Annotated in this window: 15 protein-coding genes and 1 pseudogene; 10 read left to right on the top strand and 6 right to left on the bottom strand. The window is 41.6% G+C overall.

Features of this window, described 5'->3' with window-relative positions; all coding sequences use genetic code 11:
* Positions 1-1,048, top strand: a 1,048-nt coding sequence (locus IRB43_RS12565) for an RHS repeat domain-containing protein (RefSeq protein ID WP_203363826.1), incomplete at its 5' end; no start/stop codon positions are given.
* A gap of 21 nt (positions 1,049-1,069) precedes the next feature.
* Positions 1,070-1,486: a YxiG family protein gene (locus IRB43_RS12560; RefSeq protein ID WP_203363825.1), complete on the top strand. Its 417-nt coding sequence runs from the start codon at positions 1,070-1,072 to the stop codon at positions 1,484-1,486.
* Between the two features lie 73 nt (positions 1,487-1,559).
* Here IRB43_RS12560 and IRB43_RS12555 read toward each other — a convergent pair.
* Positions 1,560-2,582 (bottom strand): annotated as a pseudogene (locus IRB43_RS12555) (IS3 family transposase).
* 212 nt (positions 2,583-2,794) lie between these two features.
* Here IRB43_RS12555 and IRB43_RS18270 point away from each other — a divergent pair.
* Entirely contained in the window at positions 2,795-2,998 is a 204-nt protein-coding gene (locus tag IRB43_RS18270) for an IS3 family transposase (RefSeq protein WP_481748147.1), read from the top strand.
* 344 nt (positions 2,999-3,342) lie between these two features.
* Here IRB43_RS18270 and IRB43_RS12545 read toward each other — a convergent pair whose 3' ends face one another.
* The 3 genes from IRB43_RS12545 to IRB43_RS12535 are packed head-to-tail and all read right to left on the bottom strand — an operon-like array spanning position 3,343 to position 4,924.
* The gene (locus IRB43_RS12545) at positions 3,343-3,600 is read right to left on the bottom strand and encodes a hypothetical protein (RefSeq protein ID WP_203363823.1); all 258 of its coding nucleotides are present in this window, start codon (positions 3,598-3,600) and stop codon (positions 3,343-3,345) included.
* A 20-nt stretch (positions 3,601-3,620) separates the two neighbouring features.
* A complete protein-coding gene (locus IRB43_RS12540) occupies positions 3,621-4,526 on the bottom strand; it encodes a DMT family transporter (protein WP_203363822.1) in 906 nt (301 codons plus the stop codon).
* Positions 4,523-4,924 (bottom strand): ribonuclease HI family protein, encoded by a 402-nt coding sequence (locus tag IRB43_RS12535; RefSeq protein WP_203363821.1) that lies wholly within the window; start codon positions 4,922-4,924, stop codon positions 4,523-4,525. The genes IRB43_RS12540 and IRB43_RS12535 overlap by 4 nt, the downstream gene beginning before the upstream one ends.
* Positions 4,925-5,030: 106 nt before the next feature.
* On the opposite strand from IRB43_RS12535, the gene IRB43_RS12530 reads away from it, so the two are divergent.
* On the top strand, positions 5,031-5,300 hold the full coding sequence (locus tag IRB43_RS12530) for a hypothetical protein (RefSeq protein WP_203363820.1): 270 nt from the start codon (positions 5,031-5,033) through the stop codon (positions 5,298-5,300).
* Here IRB43_RS12530 and IRB43_RS12525 read toward each other — a convergent pair.
* Positions 5,273-5,944 carry a queuosine precursor transporter gene (locus IRB43_RS12525; RefSeq protein WP_203363819.1) on the bottom strand — a complete coding sequence of 224 codons (672 nt, stop codon included), beginning with the start codon at positions 5,942-5,944 and terminating at the stop codon, positions 5,273-5,275. The two genes, IRB43_RS12530 and IRB43_RS12525, sit on opposite strands and share 28 nt — an antisense overlap.
* 101 nt (positions 5,945-6,045) lie before the next feature.
* Between IRB43_RS12525 and IRB43_RS12520 the strand changes: the two genes are divergently transcribed.
* Positions 6,046-6,702, top strand: coding sequence for a reverse transcriptase-like protein (locus tag IRB43_RS12520; protein ID WP_203363818.1), 657 nt, complete (start codon positions 6,046-6,048; stop codon positions 6,700-6,702).
* Between the two features lie 36 nt (positions 6,703-6,738).
* The gene (locus IRB43_RS12515; protein ID WP_203363837.1) at positions 6,739-6,921 is read left to right on the top strand and encodes a zinc-finger domain-containing protein; all 183 of its coding nucleotides are present in this window, start codon (positions 6,739-6,741) and stop codon (positions 6,919-6,921) included.
* A 43-nt stretch (positions 6,922-6,964) separates the two neighbouring features.
* Here the strand turns inward: IRB43_RS12515 and cspD are convergent, their stop codons facing one another.
* The gene (gene cspD, locus IRB43_RS12510; protein ID WP_203363817.1) at positions 6,965-7,165 is read right to left on the bottom strand and encodes a cold-shock protein CspD; all 201 of its coding nucleotides are present in this window, start codon (positions 7,163-7,165) and stop codon (positions 6,965-6,967) included.
* A gap of 268 nt (positions 7,166-7,433) precedes the next feature.
* On the opposite strand from cspD, the gene mntR reads away from it, so the two are divergent.
* From mntR to IRB43_RS12490, 4 genes are all read left to right on the top strand, one after another.
* Entirely contained in the window at positions 7,434-7,850 is a 417-nt protein-coding gene (gene mntR, locus IRB43_RS12505) for a transcriptional regulator MntR (RefSeq protein WP_203363816.1), read from the top strand.
* A 108-nt stretch (positions 7,851-7,958) separates the two neighbouring features.
* Entirely contained in the window at positions 7,959-8,627 is a 669-nt protein-coding gene (locus IRB43_RS12500) for a class I SAM-dependent methyltransferase (protein WP_238941991.1), read from the top strand.
* 31 nt (positions 8,628-8,658) lie between these two features.
* Complete coding sequence (locus IRB43_RS12495) at positions 8,659-10,347, top strand: formate--tetrahydrofolate ligase (RefSeq protein WP_203363814.1); 1,689 nt, start codon at positions 8,659-8,661, stop codon at positions 10,345-10,347.
* On the top strand, positions 10,347-10,838 hold the full coding sequence (locus IRB43_RS12490; RefSeq protein ID WP_203363813.1) for a hypothetical protein: 492 nt from the start codon (positions 10,347-10,349) through the stop codon (positions 10,836-10,838). The genes IRB43_RS12495 and IRB43_RS12490 overlap by 1 nt, the downstream gene beginning before the upstream one ends.
* The last annotated feature ends 31 nt before the right edge of the window (positions 10,839-10,869 follow it).

Below are 10,869 nucleotides of genomic sequence, written 5' to 3'. Positions count from 1 at the left end.
GACAAAAGATAATAAGTACACATACGTGTATAATAAATTCGATCAGATAACCTCCATCAAAACCAATGCCGGAACAACCATCGCCTCCTTCACATACGATGACGAAGGGCGTAAGACTAGTAAGAAAGTGTATGAAAAGACTACCTACTATCACTACGATCAAGGAATCAACGTCCTATTTGAAACAGATGAGAATGGTACAATTACAGCCGAATACGTCTATGATCCAGACGGTATGCCTGTAATGATGACTAAAGGTGAACAAAATTATTATTATACGTATAACGGGTTGAAAGAAATTACGGGTCTGACGAATGTATCAGGTACAGTCGTTGCTTCTTACTTCTACGATGCGTGGGGAAACATTCTTTCCGAAAGTGGTTCAATGGCAGGGGAAACCCCAATCCGCTACAAAGGCTATCGTTATGATATTGAGACTGATTTATACTATCTGATTGCGCGCTATTATCAACCAACAGAAGGTGTATTTCCTGAAGGTGGAGACACGGACGATCCAAAAACGCAGAACGGCTACGCTTATGCAAATAATAATCCGGTTATGATGACTGACCCGGATGGGAACTATGCATGGGCAGTTATTAACGCTGGATTTGCAGTTTATTCTGGCTATAAAGCCTATAAAAAAGGTGAATGGAAAGCTGCGGCGGTTGCTGGGAGAGCAGCTTTAATTGGAGGTGCTGCTTACAAAGGTGGAAAGGTAGCATATAAAGCCTATAAAGCTGGAAAGTTTTCGAAAACTTATCGATTAGCAAAAAAAGTCTCTAAGAAACACAACGGAACTTTTGGAAGAGCTAAAGGGAATGGATGGACAGTTACAATTTCTGACGGTAAAAAACACAATTATATGGTAAGATTAATGAATAAAGGTTCTGGTGGTCGGTCTAAACCATATTATAAAATAAGTCATACGAGGTATGATGCTTTTGACAGACATGGAAACAGAACTAACGATCCTGCTAAGGTCCATATGAATCTTTCAAGAAAGTCTTATAGAGAAATAAACAGAACCCTTAAGAAAAAGCATTAACTACGGAAAAGAGGTTGTCAAATGAAACTAACGGACATACAGAATCAATTGAACGCTCTCTGGGGTGCAGTTATTACTGCTAGCCATATTGATTTACAAAATGATACCGTGACATTTAAGCTTGAAATGATTAAAAATAATGTTGTCCAACTTTGTGAATTAAGATTTATTGACGTTTCAGCATTTTACTATGTTAAAGATAAGTTGCCGTTTCGTTTTAATTTTTACGATCGAGATAAAGTGGATTACTTAGAATTGACCAGTATTCATTACCAAGATGAGGGGTCTGCTAGTATGCAAATTCATCTACCAGAAGAAACGGAATGGAGTAGAGAGTTTCCCTCCAATGCTAATATCATATTGGAAATATGGGACTCTGTATTATTAATTGAAGCAAGAGAAATTAATTTGGATGACAAAATCATCTCATTAAAATAAATCATGTTAAACATTTAGTCAATTACAAAAGATATCACTACTGGAATGTCAACACTAACCTGAACAATTTTTATCAGGACTGCTGCTGAAATCCAATCGGTGTCAGATATCCTAGTGTTCGATGAATCCGAATGTGATTAAACCCGTTCACATACTCCCACAGTTCAAAATCTAGTTGTTCAAGGGAATGGAAAGTACGTTGGAACACAAATTCGATTTTAAAGCTCTTGTATGTCGCTTCTGCCATTAGTTGATTATCGAATGCTGAGCCACGGTCTGTGTGGAATAATTGTACGTTTGTCAAGTTGCCTTTAATACGACTTAATGCTTGGTAGACAAGCGCTGCGTCTTTACTGGGACCCGCACACTTGCACCGACTAATTCACGATTAAAAAGATCGACAAACAAGCACATGTATGTTAAACCACTAACTAATACCGATCATTCCTTCTCTGGTTGGAATTCACGATTTAATACGTTGGCGATTGTCGCCTCGTTACTTTGTTTCTTTTGTGGTCTGTCATAAGCAACCGTGTCATTCGAGACAAAACCCAAATCCTTCATGATTCCCCCTATACGTCGTCTAGAAACCATCATGTCTTGTTTCTCTAATTCTTTCTTAATTTTACGTGTCCCATAGTTATTGCGGCTTTGCTTAAAAATCGTATAAATCCGCTCCTGTAAGTTGGCTTCCTTCGCTTGTTTTTCGTCATCTTCACGCTTGTAAAGGTGATAGTAATAGGTGCTTCTTGGAATTGTAGGACGGCACACATGGCTGATACCGAATATTTGTGAGCGTTGTTACGAATGACATCTATTTTCGTCCCATGATCAGCGCGGCTTGCTTTAAACTATCATTTTCCATTCGCAGGCGTTGCACTTCTTTACGTCGTTCAAGCAATTCTGTTTCTTCTGTCGTACGATTGTCTTCTGCCTTGAAAGACCCTGTTTCCTGATGATTTTTAATCCAACGATCTAATGAAGATGGCGTAATCTCATATTCTCTCGCAATATCAGCTCGCGATTTGCCGTTTTCATAGAGCTTCACCATTTGTAGTTTAAATTCGGCTGTAAATGTTCGACGTTCTCTTCTCATTTTGACCCGCTCCTAAGGTTAGCCCTTTTAGTGTACAACCCCTTATAAGAGTTGTCTAACTTAGTGTAGCCTATCCATCACTATACAGATGGTTGGTGCTATTTGGCGTAGGTACTTGGCCTTTACATTAAAAAAGTCGTTGGTAAAAATTCCTTCGAAAAGTGACAGTCGATCTAGGCACGCAATATACAAGTGAGGACTTCCTAAAACAAATGAAAACACATGGGATGATTCCTTCATTCAGTCGCAAAGGTTGTCTTGACGACAATGCATGTATCGAATCGTTTCACGCAACGCTCAAGAAAGAAGCAGTGTACAGAATTCGATATGACTGTTTTGAAATGGCAAGAGTGGCGTTATTTAAGTACATAAAGGGATGGTATAATTGTAAAATAATTAATGGAACTATTGGATGATTAACACCAGACGCCTATGAGAATACATGTCGTACAACCGTGTGAAATCTGGGGATGATCCAGTTGTCACTTCCCACATTTTTCGGGCGTAATTTCCACAAGTTTTTTACTCCACGCTCCATGAATGGAAGTTGCACAGAACAAAAAACTTAACCGGAGTGTGCCCAATATCTTGACGTAGATCCAAGCAGTGGCTATGCTATTTTAATGGACATAGAAGGAAAAAAGGTGAATTTAAAACCGATTCCCGAGTTTTCTAAGATGCAGAGAGTGAGTACTAGAAAATCATGGGTGACTATACAAAAATACATTAAAGAACAAAGCTAAAATCAGGCTTACATCCCCTACCCTAAAGGGTTAGGGGATGTAAGCCCAATTCTATAAATCGTCAAAAACGTCAAAGCCAGGATCAACACCCATCCGTAATCAATCGCTTTCTTTCCGGTCTTTTTATCATAATCTTTTTTATCTAACAATTTTTCGATCACTGCAAAAGATGTCGATATTATAAAGAATGTTCCTACAGTAAAATAACCCTCAAATAACAACAGCAAAAGCACGCAGCCAAACAGCAAATATCGCACAAGCGGTAATCTCAACATGCAGCTGTCTTCCCAAAAAATCATTTTTCCTTCTGTACCGCGTGACCTGGCAAAAATTTATGGACAGGCAATTCGGCTAAGATCATTCCGGAGAAAATAAGCAGACAGCCTGTTAAACCAGCGGCGGCTAAGCGTTCATTAATCCAAAAGAAAGCGGTAATAGCCGCAAAGACGGGTTCCATAGCTAATAGTAAAGCGACTCGTGTAGGTGTGGTGAATTTTTGGGCAGATGTTTGGAGGAAAAATGCCAGTGCTGTCGCCGCAAAGGCTGTAATCAGCAGGGCGCTCCATACATGTGTCTGCAGCAAGTTAGCCGCTGTTAACGTTGTTTGCCAATCCTCCATGATGAAGCCGCCTACACTGCAAACAACAGAAACGGTTAAAATTTGTACGCTCGTTAAGGCTACTGCAGAGGAATGGCGGGTAAACGCATCAGTAAAAATAATGTGAAAGGCAAAGCCAAACGCTCCAATCAGTACAAAGAAATCCCCGATATTCCAGCCGCCTTCACCGCCGGCTGTCAGTAGATACAAGCCGGTTGCTGCCGTGAACGATCCAATAATGGCCACAGGTGTCGGCCGCTTTTTTAAAATAAATAGTGATAAAATTGGCACGAGTACGACGCTAAGGCCGGTAATAAAGCCGGTTTTAGAGACGGTTGTATATAATAAACCGATCGTTTGAAAGGCGTAGCCAATCGATAAACAAAGACCGAGAACCAGTCCGTTTCTCCATGTGACAGCATTCAATTCCCGCAGTTCTTTACGGAAGAGCAGAACCGTTAATAAAATTAAAAAAGCAAGAAAAAAGCGAATGCTATTAAACAACAGGGGAGGCAAAAATTCGATGGCATTTTGCACAATCACAAACGTGACTCCCCAAATGAGTGCGACTAGTAATAAGGAAGCATCAGCGAGCCACTTCATTGTTTTTCCCCCCGATCATTCATTCGAATCGCTTCACGAGCTAAGCCATCCGCTCGATTTTCTTTTCGAGGAATCCATTTAACAAAAAACAGTGGATAATCTTTAGCTAGCTCTAAAATTTGCTTTAATAACGGCTTATATTTTTCTTTATGTATGTATTCCTTCTCGATCGCGTGAACAACGGTTTGCGAGTCGCTGCGAAGTGAGATCAATTCCGATTGATGCGCTTGAACAAGTTCAAGGGCCTTTAACACCGCTAAAAACTCTGCTTCATGCGTGTCACATAAGCCGAGCGGAATTTTATGTTGTTCCACTTGTCCATTGCGTTTGATAAAAATACCAGCACCCGCCCATCCCGGGTCTCCCGTGCTAGCTCCATCTGTATATAACTCTACCAAACCCTTTCCTCCTTCCTTCCATAGAAGTAAATTTTACTGAAAAATAAAATAATTATCAATAACTAATCTGTAAAAGTCTGTTACTATTTAGTGGGGAGGTGAACGGATGAAATGGAATAGGGTTGTAGTGGCCTTTAGTTTATGTGCATTGACAACAAGTGTACTGTATCTAGTTGGTCATATATTTACTATTTCTATATTCATGTTTCGTCACGAATATATAGATTATGAAGGTGGCTATTTATTTTCAACTGGTTCGATGATCCCGCTAATGATTGGTCTCATCAAAAAATGGGGAATGAAAAAAACGGCCTGCCTTAACATTTGTAAGGAAAAGCCGTTTTTTTATTATTTCGGAAATCGTTTGGCAATATAGCCGAAAGGTGTATCGATGACAGCAACGATCCATTTGAGCGCATAGGTGGAGATGAAGATTTGCCACCAGACGTCGAGTGGGAATTCGCCAAGAAACGCAATGCTTGTAAAGACGAGTGTATCCAATAATTGACTGATCATGGTGCTTCCGTTATTTCGAATCCAAAATTGCGAGTCTTTCGGAAATTTTTTCTGTAAAAAGGAGAAGATATACACATCGGCAAATTGGCTCACCATGTAAGCGGCTAGGCTTCCAGCCGCAATCCGAGGCAATAGGCCGAACAGCTCTTCCATCGGCTGTTGAGCTATATCCGCTGGCGCCGGTTCAAACATGAGCACTAACTGCATCAGCACTGTCATTAATAATAAAGTGAAAAACCCGAGCCACACCGCTTTTTTTGCTTCTTGCTTTCCGTATCTTTCGTTTAAAAGATCAGTCGCTAAAAAAGCCGTTCCGTACATCGTGTTGCCTAGTGTTGCGGTGAGTCCGAATATTTCAATCGTTTTGACGACTTGCAAGTTCGCCAAAATGGTGGAAATCCCGACCCACACAAACAATCCTGTGCGGCCAAATAGTCGATACATCGCTAAAAATATAGTAAAGTTAATAAGGACAAACACAAAGCCAAACCATTCGTTAAACATAAAAAAATCCTCCTAAGTGATCAGGCAAGTCATCAGATGAATTTGCCCAACGTACATTATACAAAAACGACTCAATTGGTCAAGAGAAAGAAGGGATTTCCATGAAAATGAAAATTAAGTGGCAATACGAATATAAAGGGAGAAAGGCTGAGTTTGAATCTGAGTGGCTCATGAAGGAACAGGTGTTGCCGATTATTGAAGATTTACAGAAAGGAGGACGAATGAAGTCGGTTGTCGTCGTCGATGAATTATGGAATGAATGGACAGTGAAAGAGTTTAAAAAATTAGACCAGCAGTTAGAGGAAGAGCCAGGAGAAGTCAAAGTGTATTTTGACGGGGGATATGACCGCCGCAGTCGAGTGGCTAGTATCGGTATCGTGATTTATTATAAGAAAAATGGCCAAGAGTGGCGTCTGAGAAGGAATGATCGCTTAATGCAGCTTGATTCTAACAACGAAGCAGAATATGCCGCTTTATTTCGAGCCGCCGTTGCCTTAGAGGAACTAGGTGTACATCATGTGCCTGTTATTATTCGTGGGGACTCGCAAGTTGTTTTAAAGCAACTGTCAGGAGAATGGCCATGTTTTGAGGAGAGCTTTAACCATTGGCTCGACCGAATTGAACAGAAGATCCATGCTTTAGGCATTGAACCTCTTTACGAACCGATTGATCGCAAGCAAAATAAAGAAGCTGATAAATTAGCGAATCAAGCACTGCAACAAGTATTTGTGGACAGCCATGCGCTAGTAGAGGAATAAATGAAGAAAAGCAACGGACAAAAGGATGTGATGAAGTTGGACCGAAAACAGCTTTTTGCAGAAGTAGAGGAAGTGTTGCAAACGTATTGTGAAGGATGTTTAATTAAATCTACTTTCCGAAAAGAGTATGGGAAAGCGTATGCTCATAAATTTTGCATTACGAAATGTACAGTGGGAGAACGGTTAAGAAAATACGGAGAACAGTTATCAAACGCATAAAAAGCCGGCAAAAAGCTGCCGGCTTTATTACATGTCGATGGAATTATAGCTTGTTAACGTTAGCAGCTTGAGGTCCGCGGTTTCCTTCAACGATTTCGAATGAAACTTCTTGACCTTCTTCTAAAGATTTGTAGCCATCGCCTTGGATTGCTGTGAAGTGTACGAATACATCGTCTCCGCCTTCAACTTCGATGAATCCGAAGCCTTTTTCGTTGTTGAACCATTTTACTTTACCGTTTTGCATATTAATGAATCCTCCTAAACTTCGAAGCACATTATATCTTTGATGTGCCCAAATCAAATTATTCATTACGCCCAGAAAGTACTGTTCGTAATGTCTCTAATATACCAAGAACCCCACATATTAGTCAAGATCAGAAAGAATCGAAAAGTCAAAATTATTTCGTCAAATAACCCGATATTTCTACATAAAGGCGGCATCTTCTTCGTCTTGTACTTCGTTAACAATTATAGTAAACTTTAGAGAATGAGCAAAAACCAGGAGGTCAGTTATGCCTACACCTAGTATGGAAGATTACATAGAACAAATATTTCTATTAATAGATAAAAAGGGTTATGCCCGTGTATCTGATATTGCCGAAGCGCTTTCGGTTCACCCTTCATCCGTGACGAAAATGGTTCAAAAACTAGATCGTGATGAATATTTAGTCTACGAGAGATATAGAGGACTAATTTTGACAGAAAAAGGACGGAAGATGGGCAAGCGTCTCGTTGAACGCCACGATTTGCTGGAACAATTTTTACGCATTATCGGGGTAAAGGAAGAGTTTATTTATGAAGACGTGGAAGGAATTGAGCATCATTTAAGCTGGAACTCGATTGACCGAATTGCTGATTTGATTGACTACTTCAATGAAAGTCCGATGCGTCAAGCCGAACTTCAAGCGGTGCAGAAGAAAGGCGAATAAGATGGGGCTTCAATAAGAAACCGTTCTGCATGAGGAGCGGCTTTTTTTATTGCTCGAAATAGTCACCTCCCTTACAATGAATAGAAAAGAGGGGATGGGGTGGAAAAGATGAATTGGACAATTAACGCGAAGGATCAATGGAATGAGAAAGCAAATGATTGGCATGCTAAAAGTAAACAAATGTGGGAGACGGGTAGCCGAAAGGATCTCGTCGCTTTTTTGGCGGCGCACGTTCAGCCGCCAGCGCTCGTTGCTGATTTAGGTTGCGGAGATGGATATGGAAGCTTAAAGCTTCATGAACAGGGGTATGAAGTCGTCGGTGTGGATTTATCTGATAAAATGGTAGAGTTGGCCAAAGCGTATAATCAAGAAGGGATGACTTTTTATCAAGCCGATCTTGTGCAACTTCCGTTTGAAAAGGAGTCTATTCAAGCAATTATGGCGATTAATTCGTTGGAATGGACAGAGTCACCAAAAGATGTATTGGCTGAAGTGAAGCGAGTATTAGTTCCGAAAGGTAAAATATGTGCGGCAATTTTAGGTCCCACGGCTGGTCCGAGAACGAATAGCTATCCGCGCCTGATAGGAAAAAAAGTTGTCATGAATACGATGATGCCTTGGGAATTTTCGAAGCTGGCTTTTGAGCAAGGCTTTCAATTAAAGGATGAGTACCATGTATATAAAGAAGGTATAATCGATGAGCATGTGGCGAATCTGCCCAATCAATTAAAGCAAGCGTTGACTTTTATGACAGTCTTTATGTTAGAAAAACAATAACTTTTTTATTGATAAGAGCGGGGGAACAGACATGAGTATACATACAACTGTGAAGAGCGACATTGAAATTGCTCAACAATCAATGGTTAAGCCGATTGTCGAGATTGCGGCAAAAGTCGGTTTAACAGAAGACGACCTTGAGCTTTACGGAAAAAGCAAGGCGAAGTTAACGTATAAAACACTGGAATCTCTAGCTGTCAAGCCAGATGGAAAAGTGATTCTTGTGACGGCGATTAATCCGACACCTGCTGGGGAAGGAAAATCAACGGTCGCTGTTGGCTTAGCGGATGCGTTGAATCAAGTTGGTGTGAGAGCTATGGCTGCTTTGCGCGAACCATCGCTTGGCCCAACGATGGGAATCAAGGGAGGAGCGACAGGAGGCGGCTATGCGCAAGTGCTCCCAATGGAAGACATTAATTTGCATTTTACGGGAGATATTCATGCCATTACAACAGCGAATAATGCGCTTGCGGCTTTTTTAGATAATCATATCCATCAAGGCAATGAGTTGAACATCGATCCGCGCCGAATTGTATGGAAGCGGGCGCTTGATTTAAATGACCGCGCTCTTCGCCAAGTGATTGTTGGACTTGGAGGACCGGTGCAAGGGGTACCGCGTGAAGATGGCTTCGATATTACCGTTGCCTCTGAAATTATGGCGGTGCTCTGTCTGGCGGACAGTTTAGCGGATTTGAAAAGCCGACTTTCAAGAATGGTTGTGGCTTATAACTATGAGAAACAGCCTGTCACTTGCGGCGACCTTGGGGTAGAAGGTGCCCTGACTTTATTGTTGAAGGATGCGTTAAAGCCAAATTTAGTGCAAACGATTGAGCATACACCTGTGCTTGTTCACGGCGGTCCATTTGCCAATATTGCTCACGGTTGCAACAGCATCATCGCAACGAAAACTGCTAGAAAACTAGCGGATTATGTCGTGACAGAAGCGGGCTTTGGCGCCGATCTTGGCGCAGAGAAGTTCTTGAATATTAAAGCGAGAATGGCACAGATCAATCCGGATGCAGTTGTGATTGTGGCGACGATCCGTGCGCTAAAAATGCACGGCGGGCAAGCAAAAGCAGAGTTAAAACAGGAAAATGTCGAGGCATTGAGAAACGGGTTGCAAAACTTAAAGAAACATCTTGAAACTGTCCAAACTTTCGGTGTACCAGCTGTGGTAGCGATCAATCGTTTTGTGACCGATGCGAAAGCAGAGATCGAGCTGCTTGAACAATGGTGTCAGCAAGAGGGAGTCGAGGTTTCCTTAACAGAAGTATGGGAAAAGGGAGGCAAAGGCGGCGCTGATTTAGCTGAGAAAGTCGTTCAAACGATCAAACAATCCCCTTCTCGTTTTAAGCCGCTATACGAACTTAGTCAATCACTAGAAGAAAAAGTTCATGTGATTGTGCAAAAAGTATACGGAGGCAAAGGCGTTGAGTTTTCTGCGAAGGCGCTGAAGCAGTTAAAAGAATTTGAGCAGCATGGCTGGAGTCACTTGCCGGTTTGCATGGCGAAAACACAATACTCTTTAAGCGATGACCCTGCCAAAATCGGAAGACCAGAAGACTTTACCATTCATATTCGTGAGCTGGTTCCGAAAATTGGCGCTGGTTTCATCGTCGCTTTAACAGGAGATGTAATGACGATGCCAGGACTGCCGAAAAAACCGGCGGCGATTGCGATGGATGTTGATCATCAAGGAAGAGCCAAAGGGTTGTTTTAATGTTTGATCCAACGGCTTTTGACAACATTAAATTTATTGTTCAAGCTGAAGTGTATGATCGCGATTTAGCAGGACTTCTGCATATCCATGATCGCAAAGATTTGGTCGATTTAGCGAGTATGGAGCGGGAGTCCTCGATCGTTTTTTCTCTTGTGGAACAAACGGACAGGAAAGTCGCGATCATTATTCGGTCAACGATTCAACAACTAGCGGGTGAGCTGATGCAACTGCCTTCAGCTGAACCGGGTGTTTTGCTTGAAGTTGTCTATTCAGGCGAGGCGATTCACTTCACCGAGCACATGATGAGTGAGCTCGATCGACTTTGGGGCGAAGGGCGTTTCATAGAACGAAGAAAAATTGCATCCGATCAACAAGAGCTGGTGCATGAATGGCGGGTTGATTTTCAGCGAACGATCACAGAAGAGATGATTGAAGAAATGACCGACCTTGTCGGGTTTATCGTGGATACGCTGCAAGTGATGAATCAATAGATGTGCGACATATAGAGGAACGCGGGAGTGG

This window comes from Bacillus sp. REN10, from assembly GCF_016820555.1.
Lineage (GTDB): Bacteria > Bacillota > Bacilli > Bacillales > Domibacillaceae > Bacillus_CE.
Note: the sequence above shows the minus strand (reverse complement) of the source record. Positions and strands in the feature narration are given on the sequence as shown.

Bases quoted from the DNA above. Each gene is read 5' to 3' on its own strand.
- IRB43_RS18270 (WP_481748147.1), top strand. From the start codon at position 2,795: ATGAAAACACATGGGATGATTCCTTCATTCAGTCGCAAAGGTTGTCTT.
- IRB43_RS12495 (WP_203363814.1), top strand. From the start codon at position 8,659: ATGAGTATACATACAACTGTGAAGAGCGACATTGAAATTGCTCAACAA.
- IRB43_RS12530 (WP_203363820.1), top strand. From the start codon at position 5,031: ATGAAATGGAATAGGGTTGTAGTGGCCTTTAGTTTATGTGCATTGACA.
- IRB43_RS12500 (WP_238941991.1), top strand. From the start codon at position 7,959: ATGAATTGGACAATTAACGCGAAGGATCAATGGAATGAGAAAGCAAAT.
- IRB43_RS12490 (WP_203363813.1), top strand. From the start codon at position 10,347: ATGTTTGATCCAACGGCTTTTGACAACATTAAATTTATTGTTCAAGCT.
- IRB43_RS12540 (WP_203363822.1), bottom strand. From the start codon at position 4,526: ATGAAGTGGCTCGCTGATGCTTCCTTATTACTAGTCGCACTCATTTGG.
- mntR (WP_203363816.1), top strand. From the start codon at position 7,434: ATGCCTACACCTAGTATGGAAGATTACATAGAACAAATATTTCTATTA.
- IRB43_RS12545 (WP_203363823.1), bottom strand. From the start codon at position 3,600: ATGTTGAGATTACCGCTTGTGCGATATTTGCTGTTTGGCTGCGTGCTT.
- IRB43_RS12520 (WP_203363818.1), top strand. From the start codon at position 6,046: ATGAAAATGAAAATTAAGTGGCAATACGAATATAAAGGGAGAAAGGCT.
- IRB43_RS12525 (WP_203363819.1), bottom strand. From the start codon at position 5,944: ATGTTTAACGAATGGTTTGGCTTTGTGTTTGTCCTTATTAACTTTACT.
- cspD (WP_203363817.1), bottom strand. From the start codon at position 7,165: ATGCAAAACGGTAAAGTAAAATGGTTCAACAACGAAAAAGGCTTCGGA.
- IRB43_RS12560 (WP_203363825.1), top strand. From the start codon at position 1,070: ATGAAACTAACGGACATACAGAATCAATTGAACGCTCTCTGGGGTGCA.